Raw genomic sequence first — 17,345 nt, 5'->3', positions numbered from 1 at the left:
GACGTCAGGTCGTGGGCGCCCGAAACGGGCCGGAGCGGGCAACACCTGGGACGGCGGCGTCGCCACGCCGCCCTTCGAGTCGACGACGCCGCGGCGGGGGCGCCGCCCTGTCGGCCGAGGGGGCTCGGCCGGTGCCGTCCGGCCGTCCGGAGGGGGCTCCGGAGGGCCGAGGTGCCGGCCGGACGTCGATTTCGTAACACGAAGCACACCTCAACGTGGTCCAACGCGACGAAAATCCAGCCAGCACCCGCACACCGATCACCCAGGCATCGAGGAGCACGCGCCATGTCCGAATCGCAGAAGGTGGCCGACCGGTCCGACGCCGCCCCGCCGGCGGCGAACAGCGTCGACCGGTTCTTCAAGATCTCCGAGCGGGGGTCCACCTTCGGCCGCGAGATACGCGGCGGCTTCGCCACGTTCTTCACGATGGCCTACATCCTTGTCCTGAATCCCATCATTCTGGGCAGCGCGAAGGACAAGTTCGGGCACCAGCTGGACGCCGTCCAACTCACCACCGCCACCGCCCTGGTGGCCGCGGTCATGACGATCATCATGGGCGTCGGCGGCAACCTGCCCCTGGCGCTCGCCGCCGGACTCGGCCTGAACGCCGTCGTCGCCTTCCAGATCGCCCCGCTGATGAGCTGGGACGACGCGATGGGCCTGATCGTCCTCGAAGGCCTGCTGATCTGCGTGCTGGTGGTGACCGGTCTGCGCGAGGCCGTCATGCACGCCATACCCCAGCCGCTCAAGCAGGCGATCAGCGTGGGCATCGGCCTGTTCATCGCCTTCATCGGCTTCGTCGACGCCGGGTTCGTCAGCCGCATCCCGGACGCCGCCAACACCACCGTCCCCGTTCAGCTGGGCGGCACCGGCACCCTCGCCGGCTGGCCGATGCTGGTCTTCTGCCTCGGCGTGCTGCTGACGGTCGGACTGCTCGCCCGCAAGGTCAAGGGCGCCATCCTCATCAGCATCGTCACCATGACCGCGCTGGCGATCGTGATCAACTCCCTCGCCGACATCAAGTCCTGGGGCCTGACCACGCCGTCCTGGCCGGACAACCTCGTCGACGCCCCCGACTTCGGCCTCATCGGCGACTTCGACCTGTTCGGCGCCTTCACCGCTCCCGGCGTCGGCGTCATCACCGTCGTCCTGCTGATCTTCACGCTGATCCTGTCCGACTTCTTCGACACCATGGGCACGGTGGTCGGCATCAGCGCCGAGGCCGGCCTGCTCGACGAGGACGGCAAGGTCCCGAACCTCGGCCGGGTGCTGCTGATCGACGGCGCCGCCGCCGTCGCGGGCGGCGCGGCCTCCGCCTCCTCGGCGACCTCCTACATCGAGTCCGCGGCCGGTGTCGGCGAGGGCTCGCGCACCGGCTTCTCCAACCTCGTCACCGGCGGCCTGTTCGGCCTCGCGCTGTTCCTGACCCCGCTGCTCACCATCGTCCCGCTGCAGGCGGCCGCCCCGGCCCTGGTCGCCGTCGGCTTCCTGATGATGACCCAGGTCAAGCACATCGACTGGGACCGCTACGACATCGCCATCCCCGCGTTCCTCACCATCGCCGTGATGCCGTTCACCTACTCCATCACCAACGGCATCGGCGCCGGCTTCCTCGCCTACGTCGTCATCAAGACCGTCCTCGGCAAGGCCAAGGAGATCCACTGGCTGCTGTGGGGGACCTCGGCGCTGTTCCTCGTGTACTTCGCCATCGACCCGATCGAGCAGCTGCTGGGAGTGAAGTGACGCCGGGCGGCCGGTGACACGAGGACGGGCCGCCCCCGGGGGGAAGGGGGCGGCCCGTCTCGTCTGTACAGACGGCGTATCGGCCGCGGGGGTTCAGTGGCGGAGCCTCAAGCCTTCAGCGGGGAAGCCTCAGTCCTTCAGCGCCGCCTGCATCATGGCCTTGGCGACCGGCGCCGCCAGGCCGTTGCCGCTGACCTCCGAGCGGGCCGCGTCCGACTGCTCGACCATGACCGCGACGGCGACCTCCTTGCCCGACGAGTCGGACGTGCCGTACGAGGTGAACCAGGCGTACGGCACCTGGCTGTTGTTCTCGCCGTGCTGGGCCGTGCCCGTCTTGCCGCCCACGGTCGCGCCCGGGACCTGGGCGTTCGTGCCCGTGCCCTTGTCGACGACCGTCTCCATCGCCGACTGCAACTGCTCGGCGGTCGAGGGGCTGACGATCTCCTTCGTGTCCGCGTCGTCGTAGTCCTCCAGCACATCACCACCGCTGTCGGTGATCCGCGAGACCATGTGCGGCGACACCAGCTTGCCGCCGTTGGCTATGGCCGCCGACACCATGGCCATCTGCAGCGGGGTGGCGGTGACGTCGAACTGGCCGATGCCCGTCAGGGCCGTCTGCGCGGGGTCCATGTCCGACGGGTACACGCTCGTGTAGGCCCGGACCGGCACGTCCAGCTCGTCGTCGTTGAAGCCGAACTTCTCAGCCATCGCCTTCACCTTGTCCTGGCCCAGCTTCACGGCCATCTTGGCGAAGACGTTGTTGCACGAGTACTCCAGCGCCGTGCGGATGGTCGCGTTCGTGCAGGGCGCGTTCGGGTTCTCGTTCGTCAGGTCCCGGCTGGTGCCCGGCAGCGTGTACGGATCCGGGCTGTCCGTCCTCTCGTCCACCGACGAGTACAGCCCGTCCTCCAGCGCGGCCGCCGCCACGACCAGCTTGAACGTCGAACCGGGCGGCAGCGGCTGCCGCAGCGCACGGTTCACCAGCGGCTTCTCCGGGTCCGAGGTGAGCTTCTGCCAGGCCGTCCCCGCGGTGTTGGCGTCGGTCAGCGAGGAGGGGCTGTACGACGGCGTCGACACGGCCGCGAGGATCTTCCCGGTCTTCGGGTCGACGGCGACGGCACCGCCCTTCTTGTCGCCGAGCGCCTCGTAGGCGGCCTTCTGCACGTCCGGGTCGATGGTCGTGACCACGTTGCCCGGCTCGGCCCGCTGGTTGGTGACCGTGTCCATCACGGACTTCAGCCGGCTGTCCGTGCCGTTGAGCAGGTCGGTGTAGATGCCCTCCAGCTGGGTCGGGGCGTACGCCTGCGACGCGAAACCGGTCACGGCCGCGTACAGCGCGCCGTCGGTGTACGTCCGCTTGTACTTGAGGTCGCTCTTCTTCGTCGGCGCCGAACCGGTCACCGACCGGCCGCCCACGATGATGTTGCCGAGCGGCGCCGAGTACGTCTCGATCGCGTTCCGCCGGTTGTCCTTGTCGTCTGCCAGCGCCCGGCCGTCGTAGAACTGCACCCAGGTCGCCCTGACCAGCAGAGCGAGCACCAGGAGCAGCGAGAAGACCGAAGCGCGCCTGATCGTCTTGTTCATTCCGAACTGAAGGACGAGCCACGCCGGGCGGATCGTTCCCGTCCGTCCTGGTTTCTCATCCGGCGGGGCGGATTCTCATCCGCCGTTCAGAAACCCGGCCTCGTACGCGGCGATCACCGCCTGTGTGCGGTCCCGGGTGCCGGTCTTGGCCAGGACCGCCGCGACGTGGGACTTCACCGTGGCCGGGCCGACCTCCATCAGACGGGCGATCTCCGCGTTGGTCAGCCCCCGCGCCATGTGCCGCAGCACCTCCGCCTCGCGCCCCGTGAGCTTCGCCACCCACGCGGGCGGCGCCGGGTGCGCGCGGGCGTGCTCGGTCGCCAGGGTGCGCACGGCCGCCGGGAAGAGCAGGCTGTCGCTGCGCGCCACCAGCCGGACCGCCTGCACCAGCGCGTCGGCGTCCGCCCGCTTCAGCAGGAACCCGGCGGCTCCGGCCCGCAGCGCGTCGTAGACGTAGGAGTCGTTCTCGAACGTCGTCACCACGACGATCCGCGGCGGGTCGTCGAGCGTGGCGAGGATCTGCTCGGTGGCGCGGATCCCGTCGGTCTCCGGCATCCGCACGTCCATGAGGAACACGTCCGGCCGCAGCTCCCGGACGACCGACACCGCCTCGGCGCCGGTGGCCGCCTCGCCCACCACGTCCAGGTCGGGCTCGGCGGAGAGGATGGCGCGCAGCGCGGTGCGCACCATGCGCTCGTCGTCGGCGAGGACGACACGGATCGGGGCCGGGCGGTTCATACGGGTTCCTTCAACGGGATCGGGGCCGGGCGGGGTCATGCGGGGCCCTTCATCGGCAGGCGCGCGTGCAGCCGCCAGGTCTGAGGAGCGGTCGGTCCCGCCGGCGAGGTGCTGCCCGGCCGGGGTGCCGCCGTCTCTCCCGCCGCCGTCGCGGTCGGTCCCGCCGTCGCCGTGCCGCCCAGCAGTCTGGCCCGGTCCGCGATGCCCCGCAGCCCGTGACCGCCGCCGGTGCGGGAAGGCGCGGGGCCGGTGACCGGGTTCTCCACGGTGATCTCCAGCTCCCCGTCCGCCACCGCGATCCGCACGTCCACGGCCGCCCCCTCACCGGCGTGCTTGAGGGCGTTGCTCAGCCCCTCCTGGACGATGCGGTAGGCCTCCCGCGACAGCAGCGGGGGCAGGGCCTCCGGGTCGGCGTCCACGGTGGCCGCCACCCGCTGCCCGCCCGCCCGGGTACGCCGCAGCAGCCCGTCGAGGTCGGCGGCGAGGGTGGGCGCCGGAGCCGTGCCGGGGGCGTCGCCCTCGCGCAACACACCCAGTACGGCGTCGAGTTCACCGACCGTGCGCCGGGTCGTGTCCTCGATCGAGGCGAGGGCCTCGCGGACGAACTCCGGGTCGGAGCCGAGGACCCGGCGGGCCGCGCTCGCCTGGAGGGTGACCGCGCTCAGGGCGTGGCCGACGGAGTCGTGCAGCTCCCGCGCCAGCCGGTTGCGCACGGCCAGGTCGGCCGCGCGGGCCTCCGCGGCGGCGAGCCGCTCCCGGGGCGTGGGACCGAGCAGCAGGGGCGCCCAGCGGGCCAGCAGCGCACCGCAGCCGGCCGCGCAGCCGGCGAGGGCCACGAGGGAGAGCGCCCCCGCGACCGGGGCGAGCGCCAACGCCCAGGCGTGGTCCAGCACTTCGGGCAGCCCCAGCCGGTCGCCGCGCAGCCCGGCGAGGAGCGGCAGCACGATCAGCGTGACGGCGAACGGCGGCAGCGCCAGCGACATGCCCGCGATGATCCCGCCGACCCCGAGATGCAGCGTGAACCAGGCGGCCGTGCGGCCCTTCTCGCCGCGCGTGCGTGCGGGCCCGGGGGCGAGCCGGTCCGTGTCCACCCCGCACAGCCAGCGCACCGCGGCCGACTCCAGCGGCCGGGTCAGCGGGAACAGCGAGCTGACGGCCGCCAGCGGCAGGCCCACGGCGAACGAGGCGAGTTGGAGGGGGAAGGAGCCGAAGACGTCCGCCGAGCCGGTGACCGGGCCGACGACCGCCGAGCCGACCAGGACGTACGGCATGGCCAGCGCACCGCCGAGGATCAGATGGATCCAGCGCAGCCGCGCCCGCCGGCCGAACAGCGACCGGACGACCGCGCTCACACCGCCCGCCGCGCGGCCGCGCGCTCGGCGAAGTGGTAGACGCCGATGGCGGCGACGAGGAGCCCGACGAGCATCTGGCCAGCGTAGGCGAGGTTCATCAGCGGCGTGGCCCGGTCGGCGAGGTGCCCTCGGGTATCCCCACGTGACCTCCGGCGATCCAGGCGGTCTTGAGGCCGAGGTACGGGACACAGGAGACGACGGCGACGGCACGGAGGATCCGCCGGGCGCGGCCGGGGCCGGTGGTGGGGCGGGCGGCGGGAGCGAGCGACTGCGTCATGCGATCAGGCTCCCGCACGCCGGGCCGCCGGCACCTCCTGCCCGGCGACGATCCGCCTCCGCCGGGCGGGGGAGAGGGGCTCGGCGCCTCAGCCCTCCAGGATGAGCACCGTCTCGTCGATCTCGGCACCGCGGGCCGGGGCGAACCCGCGGGCCGCCGCCGTCACCAGGAACCCGCACTTCTCCAGCACGCGCAGCGACCCCGTGTTGTCCGACGCCGCGCGCGCGTACAGCGGGCGCTCGGGCACCTCGGCGAGCAGCGCCCGCAGCGTTTGCGTGGCGATGCCCTTGCCCCAGTACGCGCGGTCGACCCAGTACGTCACCTCGCGCTCACCCGGCACCCCGTACACCCCCGCGCTGCCGACCACGTCCCCGTCGGCCAGGACCGTACGGACGACGACATCGGGCGAGGAGCGCATCCGGGACCAGCGGGTGTCGAAGCCGGCCCGGTCGGCCGGATCCTCCGGGGTGAAGGCCGCCATGCTCAGGGACTCGGGGTCGTTCATCTGCCGGAAGAAGACCGGCAGATCGCTGTCGTGGACGGGGCGCAGCTCGACATTCATGTCTCAGAGCCTACGGGTGGCCAGTGTCAGCCGGTCCCGTGCGTCGAAGAGGGCGTCCTTGACCAGTTGTTCGTGCGCCGGGGTCAGCCGCGCCACCGGCACGGAGCAGCTGATCGCGTCGCGCGCCGGGGTGCGGTACGGGATCGCCACACCGAAGCAGCGCAGCCCCAGCGTGTTCTCCTCGCGGTCCACCGCGAAGCCCTGGTCCCGCACCTGGTGCAGCTCCTCGATGAGCTTCTCCCGGTCGGTGATCGTGTGCTCGGTCAGCGCGGGCAGCGTCTCAGGGAGCATCTTGCGCACCTGCTCGTCCGAGTACGTGCTCAGCAGCGCCTTGCCGAGGGACGTGGAGTGCGCCGGCAGCCGGCGGCCGACCCGGGTGAAGGGACGCAGATAGTGCTGGGACTGGCGGGTGGCCAGATAGACGACGTTCGTGCCGTCGAGGCGGGCGAGGTGGATCGTCTCGGTCGTGTCGTCCGAGAGCCGGTCCAGGGTCGGGCGGGCCGCCGCGACGACCTCGTCACCGTCGATGTACGACGTGCCGACCAGCAGGGCCCGCACGCCGATGCCGTACCGCGTGCCCGTCGCGTCCGTCTCCACCCAGCCCAGTTCGACCAGAGTGCGCAGCAGCATGTAGAGGCTGGACTTGGGATACCCCACGGCCTCCTGGACCGCCGCGAGGGAGTGCATGCCGGGGCTTCCGGCGAAGTATTCGAGCAGTTCAACCGTTCTCACCGCGGACTTGACCTGCGCCCCGCCGCCCGTCTCGCCAGCCGACATCGCCCTTGACCCCTTCGTTGGACGGGAAATAGTCTCCACAGCGTATTCATCATCAGAGACAGCGTTCAGTATATCGAACGCCCCTGGTGGGTGACCCAGTACTGCGGCAATACATGTGTGGAGGGACCCGCGGTGGCAGCAGCACCAGTCTGGAGTGTCGACCCCCGAACCGGGAAGCAGCGTGAGCAGGTTGCGGTGGAGGCCACAGCCCAGGAGGTCGACGCCGCCGTCCGCGCCGCGCACGAGGCACGCGGCGCCCTCGCCGACCGCACGGTCCGCGCGGCCTTCCTGCGCACCGCCGCCGACGAGCTGGAGACGGCCAGGGGCGGTCTCGTCGAGACCGCCGACGCCGAGACCGCGCTCGGCCCGGTCCGGCTGACCGGCGAGCTCGCCCGCACCTGCTACCAGCTGCGCGCCTTCGCGGACATCGTCGACGAGGGCGCCTTCCTCGACGTCGTCATCAACCACCCCGACGACACCGCGACCCCGCCCATCCCCGACCTGCGCCGTTACAAGGTGCCGCTGGGCGTCGTCGCCGTCTACGCGGCGTCGAACTTCCCCTTCGCCTTCTCGGTCGCGGGCGGCGACACCGCGAGCGCCCTCGCGGCCGGCTGCCCGGTCGTCGTCAAGTCCCACCCGGACCACCCGGCCCTGTCCGAGTACGTCGCCAAGGTGCTGCGCCGCGCCGCCGCCCGGCACGACGTCCCCGAGGGCGTCGTGGGCTTGGTCCACGGCTTCGAGGCGGGCGTCGAGCTGATCAAGCACCCGCTGGTCGCGGCGGCCGGCTTCACCGGCTCCGTGCGCGGTGGCCGCGCCCTCTTCGACGCGGCGGCGGCCCGCCCGGTCCCGATCCCCTTCCACGGCGAGCTGGGCTCGCTGAACCCGGTCGTCGTCACGGAGGCCGCGGCGGCCGAGCGGGCCGAGGCGATCGGCGCCGGGCTCGCCGGTTCGATGACGCTGGGCGTCGGCCAGTTCTGCGTGAAGCCGGGTCTCGTCCTCGCGCCGGCCGGTGCCGCGGGCGACGCCCTGCTGAAGTCGCTGACGGACGCCGTCAGCGACACCGACGCCGGGGTCCTGCTCGACCACCGCATGCGCGACAACTTCGTGGCCGGCGTCGCCGAGCGGGCCGAACTGCCCGACGTCGACTCCCCGGTCACCCCCGGCGCGGGCGGCGAGCACACCGTCAGCGCGGGGTTCCTTACGGTGCCGGCGAGCAGGCTGGCCGCGGAGGGCGAGCACGACCTGCTCCTGGAGGAGTGCTTCGGGCCGGTCACCGTGGTGGCCCGCTACGAGGACGAGACCGAGGTGAAGGCGGTGTTGTCGCGCCTGCCGGGGAACCTCACGGCGACGGTGCAGCTGTCCGAGGAGGAGGCCGCGGGCGAGGGCCGCGGTGCGGAGATCCTCGCGGAGCTGACGCCGCTGGCGGGGCGGGTGTTGGTGAACGGCTGGCCGACGGGTGTCGCCGTCGCGGCGGCTCAGCACCACGGTGGGCCGTACCCGGCCACGACGTCGACGTCCACGTCGGTGGGCGGGACGGCGATCGAGCGGTGGATGCGGCCGGTTGCCTATCAGAACGCCCCGGAGGCGTTGCTGCCGGTGGAGCTGCGGGACGAGAACCCGCTGGGTCTGCCTCGTCGGTTCAACGGGCGTTTGGAGCGTTAGCGCCGTGGGGGTGCGGTGATCCGCGGTCTGCCGGTTCGTTGTGGTTGATCGCGCCCACGCGGCGGAGCCGCAAATTGACACAGTCCCGCGCCCCTGACGGTGGGACCTGAAAGACTCGGTCGAATGGATCTCGAACTTCCCGAACTTCCTTTCGGTCTGCGTACGTACGGGCCCGACGGCCACTGGTCCTACGAGGACGGCGTGCTCACCGGGTGGGCCGGGGCGCGGCAGGATCGGTTCGTGCCGCCCACCGGGGAGGGGCTGGACCCCGCTTCCGACGCGCCCCGGCTGCTCGGGGCGCCCGAAGGGGACTTCCAGCTGATCGCCAAGGTCACCGTCGGGTTCGGCGCGGCCTTCGACGCCGGGGTGCTCTACGTCCACGTGGGGGAGCGGGCCTGGGCCAAGCTCTGTCTGGAGTACTCCCCGGACGTCCCCACCGTCTGTACGGTGGTCACCCGGGGGCACTCCGACGACGCCAACTCCTTCACTGTGGACGGCAGTTCCGTCTGGCTTCGGATCAGCCGCACCGGCCGGGCCTTCGCCTTCCACGCCTCCCGGGACGGCGAACGCTGGACCTTCGTCCGCCTCTTCACCCTCGGCGACGAGAAGGAGACCGGCGCGGCCCTGGTCGGCTTCATGACCCAGTCCCCGATGGGGGAGGGCTGCGTGGTGACGTACGACCACATCGAGTTCAGGCCGTCCTGGCCGAACGACCTGCGCGACGGAAGCTGAGGCCGGGCCGGGAACCGCGGCCCCGGGCTCTCTCGTCCTCCGTTGCATGATCAACGACCGAGTGATCCCCGACCGTGTGATCCGCACCGTCCTGCCCGCCGAGGTGGCGGACGTCGTCGCGCTGCACGCCCGGGCCCGGGCCACGTACTACCCCGACGGGGTGCCGCAGGACGGCACCGACTGGTCCGCATCCTGGCGCACTGCCCTCACCCGGCCGGACGGCCGTGTGCTGTGCGTCGTGGAAGCGGGCCGCATCGTCGGCCTGGCCTCCTTCCGCACCCCCGAGGACGCCGCGGCGGACACCGTGAAGCTCTTCCAGTTCCACGTCGATCCCGGCCACTGGCGCGCCGGCGTCGGCACCGCCCTGCACGCGGCCTGTGTGGAGGAATGGCGGGCCGACGGCAGGCGGACGGCCGTGCTCGACGTGCACGTCGACAATCTGCGGGCGCAGGGGTTCTACCGGCGGCAGGGTTGGGTCCCGGAACCGGTCGACCCGGGGGCTCACCATCTGCGGATGCGTCTCGCCCTGGCCGGGGAATGAACCCAGCTGCTTGAACGTTCATCCACTCGGCGGAGGGAGTCTCCGTACCCGTACGACCTGGAGAGAGCCGAGACATGCGCGTCGAGATCTGGAGCGACATCGCCTGCCCCTGGTGCTATGTGGGCAAGGCCCGCTTCGACAAGGCGCTGCGGGACTTCCCGCACCGCGACGAGGTCGAGGTCGTGCACCGCTCCTTCGAGCTGGACCCCGGCCGCGCCAAGGACGACATCCAGCCCGTGATCACGATGCTCACCAAGAAGTACGGGATGAGCGCCGCGCAGGCCGAGGCCGGGGAGGACAACCTGGGCGCCCAGGCGTCGGCGGAGGGCCTCGACTACCGCACCCGGGGCCGCGACCACGGCAGCACCTTCGACATGCACCGCCTGCTGCACTTCGCCAAGGACCAGGGCCGCCAGGAGCAGCTGCTCGACCTGCTCTACCGGGCCAACTTCGCCGAGGAGCGGTCCGTCTTCAACGACGACGAGCGGCTGGTGGAGCTCGCCTCGGCCGCCGGTCTCGACCCGGACGCCGTGCGCGCGGTGCTCGCCGACCCGGGCGCGTACGCCGACGAGGTCCGCGCCGACGAGCGCGAGGCCGCGCAGCTCGGGGCGAACGGGGTGCCCTTCTTCGTCCTCGACCGCAAGTACGGCGTCTCCGGTGCCCAGCCCGCCGAGGTCTTCGCCCGGGCCCTCGCCCAGGCGTACGGCGAGGCCTCGCCGCTGAAGATCGTCGACGGCGGCGACGACGCGGACGCCTGCGGCCCGGACGGCTGCGCCGTGCCCCAGCGCTGAAACGCCCAGGTCGGAGCCCACTCATAAGCGCTCCTTAGCGGCGTCACGCAGAAATCGGCAATGGACGGGGAGATCCCGGGGACGCAGAGTGGACCCATGGAGACCTTCGAGAACCTCGTCCGTGCCGAGTTCACCCCGAAGCACACCTACCTCAACACCGCGAGCAACGGGCTCCTGCCCGCCCGGACCGTCGGCGCCGTGCAGTCGGCGGTGCGGATGCGTGCCGAGGGCACGCCGCTGGGTCCCCTGTACGAGGACGTGGAGGCCGCCCGCGCGTCCTTCGCCCGGCTGGCCGGCGTTCCGGCCGAGCGCGTCGCGACCGGTGCCTCGGTCGCCGAGTACGGCGGGCTGATCGCCGCCTCGCTGCCCGCGGGGGCCGAAGTCCTCACGGTGGAGGGCGACTTCTCCTCGCTGGTCAACCCGTTCCACACGCGCGGCGACCTCAAGGTGCGCGCCGTGCCGCTGGAACGGCTCGCCGAGTCCGTCCGCCCGGACACCGCGCTGGTCGCGGTCAGCGCCGCCCAGTCCGCCGACGGCCGCCTCGCCGACCTGCCGTCCGTGCGTGCCGCCGCCCGGGCCCATGGCGCCCGTACCTACGTCGACGCCTCGCAGTCGGCCGGCTGGCTGCCGATGGACGCCGACGCGGACGACTTCCTCGCCGCTGTCGGATTCAAGTGGCTGCTGGGCCCGCACGGGGCCTCGTTCTTCGTCGCCCCGCGGGACTTCGGCGGGCTCACGCCGCTGCTCGCGGGCTGGGTCGCCGGGGAACGCCCCTGGGACAGCTGCTACGGCCCCGTCGAGGAACTCGCCCACTCCGCACGGCGGTTCGATGTCAGCCCGGCCCTCTTCACCTACGCCGGGCTGCGTGCGTCGCTGGAGCTGCTGGAGGAGATCGGCGTCGACGTCGTACACGCCCACGACGTCGGCCTCGCGGACCGGTTCCGGGCCGGGCTCGCCGGGCTGGGCCACGAGCCGGTGCCCGCGCCGGGCTCGGCGATCGTGTCGGTGCCCGGGCTCGGCCACCGGCAGGGCGAGCTGAGCCGGGCGGGCATCGAGGTCTCCGACCGGGCCGGCAATCTGCGGGCGGCGTTCCACCTCTACAACACCGCGGCGGACGTCGACCGGCTCCTGGACGCCCTGACGGCATGACGGCATGACGGCATGAAAAACCGGGTGGGGCCTCCCGTCCCACACGAGGAGGCCCCACCCGGCAGCTCTGTCACGGCCGTCTCACGGCCGACCGGCGGTCACCGCACGGGCGTGAAGTCCCGCGCGCCAATGAACTCCGGTCGCCGCACCGGCGCCGCGAAGGGTTCCACCGCCGTGTTCTCCACACTGTTGAACACGATGAACACGTTGCTGCGCGGGAACGGGGTGATGTTGTCGCCGGAGCCGTGCATGGCGTTGCAGTCGAACCAGGTCGCCGATCCGGCCTTGCCCGTGAACAACTTGATGCCGTGCTGCGTGGCCATCTGGGTCAGCGCCTCGTCCGAGGGCGTGCCCGCGTCCTGCATCTGCAGCGACTTCTTGTAGTTGTCCTTCGGCGTCTCACCCGCACACCCGAGGAACGTCTTGTGCGACCCCGGCATGATCATGAGTCCGCCGTTGGTGTCGAAGTTCTCGGTCAGCGCGATCGAGACCGACACCGTGCGCATCCGCGGCAGACCGTCCTCGGCGTGCCACGTCTCGAAGTCCGAGTGCCAGTAGAAGCCACTGGCGCCGAACCCCGGCTTGACGTTGATCCGCGACTGGTGGACGTACACGTCCGAACCGAGGATCTGCCGCGCCCGTCCGACCACCCGCTCGTCGCGGACCAGCCGGGCGAACACCTCGCTGATCTTGTGCACCTCGAAGACCGTGCGGATCTCCTTGGACTTCGGCTCGACGATCGACCGCTCGTCGGCCCGCATGTCCGGGTCGTGCACCAGCCGGTTGAGCTCGTTGCGGTAGACCGCGACCTCGTCGTCGCTGATGAGCTCGTCGATGGCCAGGAAGCCGTCGCGCTCGAAGGACAGCAGGTCGGCCGGGGAGACCGGCCCCGGGGCGTCGGGTGCGCCCCAGACGACCGGGTCCTGGCGCGGGGTCAGCGCCTCGGCGGCACCGCGACTGGGGTAGAGGTCGGGGATACCGGTGGTGGTGTCGGTGGTGGCGGTCATGGAAACGTCACACCTCCTCGGTGAGCAGCGGGTAGACGCCGTTCTCGTCGTGGTCCTCCCGTCCGGTCACGGGCGGGTTGAACACGCAGAGGCAGCGGAAGTCCTTCTTGACCCGCAGCGTGTGCCTCTCGTGCCCGTCCAGGAGGTACATGGTGCCGGGCGTGATGGTGTGCGTCAGCCCGGTCTCGTGGTCGGTCAGCTCGGCCTCGCCCTCCGTGCAGACGACGGCCTCGATGTGGTTCGCGTACCACATCGACGTCTCCGTACCCGCATACAGGATCGTCTCGTGCAGGGAGAAGCCGACCTTCTCCTTGGCGAGGACGATGCGTTTGCTCTCCCACGTACCGGACGCCGCCTTCACGTGCCGGTCGGTACCTTCGATCTCCTTGAACGAACGGACAATCACGGTGCTGCGATGCCTCCTAGTTGAGTGGTGCTCGGTTGGTCAGGCGGTCTCTCGGACGGCGCGGGCCAGCACGCTCAGGCCCTCGTCCAGCTCCTCGGGTGTGATGGTCAGGGCCGGGAGCATCTTCACGACCTCGCTCTCCGGGCCGGACGTCTCGATGAGCAGTCCGAGCTCGAAGGCGCGCTTGGCGACCTTGCCCGCGCGGGCCTTGTCGTGGAACTCCAGGCCCCACACCAGGCCGCGGCCCCGGTACTCCTTCACGTCGGCCAGGTTCTCCTCGGTGATGGAGATCAGCGCCTGCTCGACCTGCTCGCCGCGCTTGCGGGTCTGCTTCTCCATCGCGCTGCCGTCGGCCCAGTACGTCTCCAGGGTCGCGGTGGCCGTGACGAACGCGGGGTTGTTGCCGCGGAAGGTGCCGTTGTGCTCGCCGGGCTCCCAGACGTCCAGCTCGGGCTTGAACAGGCACAGCGACATGGGCATGCCATAACCGCTGATCGACTTCGAGACGGTGACGATGTCCGGCGTGATGCCCGCCTCCTCGAAGGAGAAGAAGGCGCCGGTACGGCCGCAGCCCATCTGGATGTCGTCGACGATCAGCAGCATGTCCTGCCGCTCGCACAGCTCGGACAGGGCGCGCAGCCACTCGGGCCGGGCCACGTTGATGCCGCCCTCGCCCTGCACGGTCTCGACGATCACGGCGGCCGGCTTGTTGAGGCCGGAGCCCTGGTCCTCCAGCAGCCGCTCGAACCACAGGAAGTCCTCGACCGTGCCGTCGAAGTAGTTGTCGAACGGCATCGGGGTGCCGTGCACCAGCGGGATACCGGCGCCGGCCCGCTTGAAGGCGTTGCCGGTGACGGCCAGCGAGCCCAGCGACATGCCGTGGAAGGCGTTGGTGAACGACACGATCGACTCGCGCCCCTTCACCTTGCGCGCCAGCTTCAGCGCGGCCTCCACGGCATTGGTGCCGGTCGGGCCCGGGAACATGACCTTGTACGGCAGGTCGCGCGGGCGCAGCAGCAGGTTCTGGAAGGCCTCCAGGAACGTGCGCTTCGCGGTGGTCGACATGTCGAGCCCGTGCGTGACGCCGTCCCGCTCCAGGTAGTCGATCAGCGCGCGTTTCAGGACCGGGTTGTTGTGCCCGTAGTTCAGTGACCCCGCTCCGGCGAAGAAGTCGAGGTACTCATGGCCGTCCTCGTCGTACATGCGGCTTCCCACCGCACGGTCGAAGACGGTGGGCCAGCCGCGGCAGTAGCTGCGTACCTCGGACTCGACGGTCTCGAAGACACTCAGGTCGGGCTGGGTGATGGTCACGAAGAATCGCTCCTCGGTGCGTGGGGAAGTCTGCGGGAGTCGGGCGGGACGTCGGGAAAGTCAGTGGGGCAGGGGGCCGATGCGGTACAGCACCTCTGCGTCGTGCGGCCCGTCGGGGAACAGGCCCGTGTCGAACAGCACCTCGCGCTCCAGCCGGGCGCCGTGACGCTCGGCGAACGACGTGAACAGGCGCTCCGAGGCGGTGTTGCCCGGGGTGATGGTGGTCTCCATCGTCGTCACCCCCAGCTCGGCCGTGGTCCGTGCGACCAGGCCGTCGAGCAGCGCGGCGGCCAGTCCGCGCCCGCGGTGGGCCTCGTCCACCGCCACCTGCCAGACCAGCAGGGTGCGCGGGCTGTCCGGCCGCACGTACCCGGTGATGAACCCCATCGGCTCGCCCTGCTCGTCGCGGGCGACGGCCGAGGTGGCGGCGAAGTCGCGGCACCACAGCAGATAGCTGTAGGACGAGTTCAGGTCGAGAACCTTCGAGTCCTTCGCCATCCGCCAGAGTGCGGCTCCGTCAGCCACCGAGGGGCGGTCGATTTGCGGATCTGCTTGTACGGCAGTCATGCGAATTGAACTTACCCAGCGAAATTCAAAATTGCATCGCCGATCGGGGTTACATATGCGCCGCGTCTGTGTTATCGCGCGAGCGCGGGGACTCACGCAGCGAGGCGGCGGAACGCCCCATATTGTCCGGGAATTACCGGGCAAAGCGGTCGCGATGTGTAACGCGTCACAGCCGTGTAAGCCCCACGGGATCTGCCAGAATTTCCCCTCGGAGTGTCCTCAAAATCTGCGCGTTTAGGACCGGGAAAAGCGGGCAGAAGAATACGGGAAGCTGTTCTTGAAAGAATTCTTAATTGTGTGCCAGCTTACATGCGGGAGATCCCGGAAAGCGAGTTGAATTCAAGCCCCGGTCACTCCGTCGATGCGTTCGCGCAGGAGATCGGCGTGACCGTTGTGCCGCGCGTACTCCTCGATCATGTGGAGGAAGACCCAGCGCAGGCTGACCTCCATGCCCGGCACCGGCCCCTCGGCGACCCGCCCGAGACGGTCCAGCGGCAGCCCGGCGCACAGCTCCCGCCCCCGCGCGATCTCCCGCCGCCAGATCCCGAGCGCCTCGTCGAGCCCCCGCGCCGGATCCAGCGCGTAGCCCGTCGCGTCCTCGAACAGGGGCGGTACGGCGAGCCCGCCGGCCACCCGCTGGAACCAGTTCCGCTCGACCACGGCGAGGTGCTGCACCAGCCCGAGCAGGGTCAGCGACGACGGCTCGGCCGCCGCGATCCGCACCTGCGCGTCGTCCAGCCCGGCGCACTTCAGCTCCAGCGTGGCCCGGTGGAAGTCCAGCCAGCTCTCGAGCATGGCCCGCTCGTCACCGCTGAGGTGCGGCACGGGACGGCCGTCGGGGAGGGTGAGAGGGGACCCGGCAGTTGTGTCAGAGGTCATACGCGCAGCATGGCACGGGGCACTGACAACGGTGTCCCGGTACGAGACAGCCGACGACTACCGCCACGCCTCCTCGACGGCCCGCAGCGCCGCCTCCACATCCGCCGCCAGCCCCTGCTCGGAGAGCGCCGCGCCCAGGGCCGCCAGACTCGCCCGCACCGCGCCCGGCGTCGCGTCCGCGCCGTAGTGGTTGACGCGGATCATCTCCTTGGCCAGCGCGCCGCCGCCCGCCGCCAGCGGTACCGCCGGATCCGCCTCCAGCGCCAGCCGGACCAGCTCCGACGCCACCACCCCGGACGGCGCCCGCAGCGTCGTGGCGACCGGCGCCGCGTCCCGCGCCTCGTACACGTACGGCTCCAGCCCGCCACCGAGCGCGACCGCCCCGGCCCGGGTCGCCGCCGCGGCGGACGCGTGCCGGAGCATCACGGCGTCCAGGCCGACCGCCTCGATCCGCTCCACACAGGCCTCGAGGGCCAGCATCTCCAACTGCGCGGGCGCGTGCAGCAGCGCCTTGCGGCCGCCGTCGATCCACCGCTCCTTCCAGTCGAGGAGCGACAGGTACGACCGCCGCGGCGCCTTCGGATTGGCCGCCATCCGCGCCCAGGCCCGCTCGCTCACCGACACCGCCGACACTCCGGCCGGACCGCCCATCGCCTTCTGCGCGCCGATCACGCACAGGTCCACGCCCCACGCGTCCGGCAGCACCGGCTCGGCCCCGACCGAGGCCACCGCGTCCAGGTAGAACAGCGCCCCGTGCGCCCGCACGACCTCACCGATCTCCGCGACCGGGTTGGTGTTGCCGGTCGCCGCCTCCGCGTGCACCAGCGACACGAAGTCGATCTCCGGGTGCTCGGCGAAGGCCTGCCGGATCTCCTCGGCCGTCACCGCCGTGTGGAAGGGCACCGCCAGGTCGATCACCGTGGCACCGCAGTCCCGCAGCCAGTCGCCGAAGGTCTGCCCGTACGGCCCCGTGACGACGTTCAGCGCCGTCGTGCCCGGACCGGCCGCGGCACGGATCGCGCCCTCCAGCGGCAGCAGCGCCTCGCCCTGCATGATCACGACGTCCTGCCCGGTGCTCAGCAGCCGCGCCACGCGGTCCTCGATCGCGGCGAAGCGGTCCGCGCCGAGCGGGGCCAGGTCCAGAAACGGATGCGTCACGGCAAAGCTCTCTTCACTCACGGCAGGTTCGATCACAGCGGGTCCGATCCCGTCGAGGGTAACCGCCGGCCCTCACCCCCCTGCGCGCCGAGTCCCGCGCACACCGGCC

At 71.2% G+C, this 17,345-nt stretch carries 18 protein-coding genes; 6 read left to right on the top strand and 12 right to left on the bottom strand.

Annotation, left to right across the window (positions count from 1 at the left end; all coding sequences use genetic code 11):
• Window positions 1-285 precede the first annotated feature (285 nt).
• Window positions 286-1,743: an NCS2 family permease gene (locus IGS69_RS07220; RefSeq protein ID WP_190897809.1), complete on the top strand. Its 1,458-nt coding sequence runs from the start codon at window positions 286-288 to the stop codon at window positions 1,741-1,743.
• A 129-nt stretch (window positions 1,744-1,872) separates the two neighbouring features.
• Here the strand turns inward: IGS69_RS07220 and IGS69_RS07215 are convergent, their stop codons facing one another.
• The 6 genes from IGS69_RS07215 to IGS69_RS07190 form a co-directional block, all read right to left on the bottom strand.
• Window positions 1,873-3,327: a peptidoglycan D,D-transpeptidase FtsI family protein gene (locus IGS69_RS07215; RefSeq protein ID WP_190897808.1), complete on the bottom strand. Its 1,455-nt coding sequence runs from the start codon at window positions 3,325-3,327 to the stop codon at window positions 1,873-1,875.
• A 75-nt stretch (window positions 3,328-3,402) separates the two neighbouring features.
• A complete protein-coding gene (locus IGS69_RS07210) occupies window positions 3,403-4,065 on the bottom strand; it encodes a response regulator transcription factor (RefSeq protein WP_190897807.1) in 663 nt (220 codons plus the stop codon).
• Window positions 4,066-4,100: 35 nt separating this feature from the next.
• Window positions 4,101-5,417, bottom strand: coding sequence for a sensor histidine kinase (locus IGS69_RS07205; RefSeq protein WP_190897805.1), 1,317 nt, complete (start codon window positions 5,415-5,417; stop codon window positions 4,101-4,103).
• Between the two features lie 97 nt (window positions 5,418-5,514).
• The gene (locus IGS69_RS07200; RefSeq protein WP_190897804.1) at window positions 5,515-5,694 is read right to left on the bottom strand and encodes a hypothetical protein; all 180 of its coding nucleotides are present in this window, start codon (window positions 5,692-5,694) and stop codon (window positions 5,515-5,517) included.
• An 88-nt stretch (window positions 5,695-5,782) separates the two neighbouring features.
• Window positions 5,783-6,256, bottom strand: a complete 474-nt coding sequence (locus IGS69_RS07195; RefSeq protein WP_190897803.1) for a GNAT family N-acetyltransferase — start codon at window positions 6,254-6,256, stop codon at window positions 5,783-5,785.
• Between the two features lie 3 nt (window positions 6,257-6,259).
• A complete protein-coding gene (locus IGS69_RS07190) occupies window positions 6,260-7,033 on the bottom strand; it encodes an IclR family transcriptional regulator (protein WP_190897802.1) in 774 nt (257 codons plus the stop codon).
• Window positions 7,034-7,165: 132 nt separating this feature from the next.
• On the opposite strand from IGS69_RS07190, the gene IGS69_RS07185 reads away from it, so the two are divergent.
• The 5 genes from IGS69_RS07185 (at window position 7,166) to IGS69_RS07165 (ending at window position 11,908) form a co-directional block, all read left to right on the top strand.
• A complete protein-coding gene (locus tag IGS69_RS07185; RefSeq protein ID WP_190897801.1) occupies window positions 7,166-8,695 on the top strand; it encodes an aldehyde dehydrogenase (NADP(+)) in 1,530 nt (509 codons plus the stop codon).
• Window positions 8,696-8,818: 123 nt separating this feature from the next.
• Entirely contained in the window at window positions 8,819-9,427 is a 609-nt protein-coding gene (locus IGS69_RS07180) for a DUF1349 domain-containing protein (protein ID WP_190897799.1), read from the top strand.
• Between the two features lie 46 nt (window positions 9,428-9,473).
• Window positions 9,474-9,968: a GNAT family N-acetyltransferase gene (locus IGS69_RS07175; protein ID WP_190897798.1), complete on the top strand. Its 495-nt coding sequence runs from the start codon at window positions 9,474-9,476 to the stop codon at window positions 9,966-9,968.
• A 74-nt stretch (window positions 9,969-10,042) separates the two neighbouring features.
• Window positions 10,043-10,759, top strand: coding sequence for a DsbA family oxidoreductase (locus IGS69_RS07170; RefSeq protein WP_190897797.1), 717 nt, complete (start codon window positions 10,043-10,045; stop codon window positions 10,757-10,759).
• Window positions 10,760-10,855: 96 nt separating this feature from the next.
• Window positions 10,856-11,908 carry an aminotransferase class V-fold PLP-dependent enzyme gene (locus IGS69_RS07165; protein WP_190897796.1) on the top strand — a complete coding sequence of 351 codons (1,053 nt, stop codon included), beginning with the start codon at window positions 10,856-10,858 and terminating at the stop codon, window positions 11,906-11,908.
• 98 nt (window positions 11,909-12,006) lie between these two features.
• Here IGS69_RS07165 and thpD read toward each other — a convergent pair whose 3' ends face one another.
• The 6 genes from thpD to IGS69_RS07135 form a co-directional block, all read right to left on the bottom strand.
• Window positions 12,007-12,915 carry an ectoine hydroxylase gene (gene thpD, locus IGS69_RS07160; RefSeq protein ID WP_190897794.1) on the bottom strand — a complete coding sequence of 303 codons (909 nt, stop codon included), beginning with the start codon at window positions 12,913-12,915 and terminating at the stop codon, window positions 12,007-12,009.
• A gap of 7 nt (window positions 12,916-12,922) precedes the next feature.
• The gene (locus IGS69_RS07155; RefSeq protein WP_190897793.1) at window positions 12,923-13,321 is read right to left on the bottom strand and encodes an ectoine synthase; all 399 of its coding nucleotides are present in this window, start codon (window positions 13,319-13,321) and stop codon (window positions 12,923-12,925) included.
• A gap of 39 nt (window positions 13,322-13,360) precedes the next feature.
• Window positions 13,361-14,632 (bottom strand): diaminobutyrate--2-oxoglutarate transaminase, encoded by a 1,272-nt coding sequence (ectB, locus tag IGS69_RS07150; RefSeq protein WP_190897792.1) that lies wholly within the window; start codon window positions 14,630-14,632, stop codon window positions 13,361-13,363.
• Window positions 14,633-14,692: 60 nt separating this feature from the next.
• On the bottom strand, window positions 14,693-15,199 hold the full coding sequence (gene ectA, locus IGS69_RS07145) for a diaminobutyrate acetyltransferase (protein WP_190897791.1): 507 nt from the start codon (window positions 15,197-15,199) through the stop codon (window positions 14,693-14,695).
• 339 nt (window positions 15,200-15,538) lie between these two features.
• On the bottom strand, window positions 15,539-16,078 hold the full coding sequence (locus tag IGS69_RS07140) for a DinB family protein (protein WP_190897790.1): 540 nt from the start codon (window positions 16,076-16,078) through the stop codon (window positions 15,539-15,541).
• 57 nt (window positions 16,079-16,135) lie between these two features.
• The gene (locus IGS69_RS07135; RefSeq protein ID WP_190897788.1) at window positions 16,136-17,236 is read right to left on the bottom strand and encodes a pyridoxal-phosphate-dependent aminotransferase family protein; all 1,101 of its coding nucleotides are present in this window, start codon (window positions 17,234-17,236) and stop codon (window positions 16,136-16,138) included.
• Between the last annotated feature and the right edge of the window lie 109 nt (window positions 17,237-17,345).

This window comes from Streptomyces tuirus, from assembly GCF_014701095.1.
GTDB lineage: Bacteria > Actinomycetota > Actinomycetes > Streptomycetales > Streptomycetaceae > Streptomyces > Streptomyces tuirus.
This window is presented reverse-complemented; position numbering and strand designations above follow the sequence as displayed.

Bases quoted from the DNA above. Each gene is read 5' to 3' on its own strand.
- IGS69_RS07220 (WP_190897809.1), top strand. From the start codon at position 286: ATGTCCGAATCGCAGAAGGTGGCCGACCGGTCCGACGCCGCCCCGCCG.
- ectA (WP_190897791.1), bottom strand. From the start codon at position 15,199: ATGACTGCCGTACAAGCAGATCCGCAAATCGACCGCCCCTCGGTGGCT.
- thpD (WP_190897794.1), bottom strand. From the start codon at position 12,915: ATGACCGCCACCACCGACACCACCACCGGTATCCCCGACCTCTACCCC.
- IGS69_RS07195 (WP_190897803.1), bottom strand. From the start codon at position 6,256: ATGAATGTCGAGCTGCGCCCCGTCCACGACAGCGATCTGCCGGTCTTC.
- IGS69_RS07215 (WP_190897808.1), bottom strand. From the start codon at position 3,327: ATGAACAAGACGATCAGGCGCGCTTCGGTCTTCTCGCTGCTCCTGGTG.
- IGS69_RS07165 (WP_190897796.1), top strand. From the start codon at position 10,856: ATGGAGACCTTCGAGAACCTCGTCCGTGCCGAGTTCACCCCGAAGCAC.
- IGS69_RS07175 (WP_190897798.1), top strand. From the start codon at position 9,474: ATGATCAACGACCGAGTGATCCCCGACCGTGTGATCCGCACCGTCCTG.
- IGS69_RS07210 (WP_190897807.1), bottom strand. From the start codon at position 4,065: ATGAACCGCCCGGCCCCGATCCGTGTCGTCCTCGCCGACGACGAGCGC.
- IGS69_RS07190 (WP_190897802.1), bottom strand. From the start codon at position 7,033: ATGTCGGCTGGCGAGACGGGCGGCGGGGCGCAGGTCAAGTCCGCGGTG.
- IGS69_RS07180 (WP_190897799.1), top strand. From the start codon at position 8,819: ATGGATCTCGAACTTCCCGAACTTCCTTTCGGTCTGCGTACGTACGGG.
- IGS69_RS07140 (WP_190897790.1), bottom strand. From the start codon at position 16,078: ATGACCTCTGACACAACTGCCGGGTCCCCTCTCACCCTCCCCGACGGC.
- IGS69_RS07200 (WP_190897804.1), bottom strand. From the start codon at position 5,694: ATGACGCAGTCGCTCGCTCCCGCCGCCCGCCCCACCACCGGCCCCGGC.
- IGS69_RS07170 (WP_190897797.1), top strand. From the start codon at position 10,043: ATGCGCGTCGAGATCTGGAGCGACATCGCCTGCCCCTGGTGCTATGTG.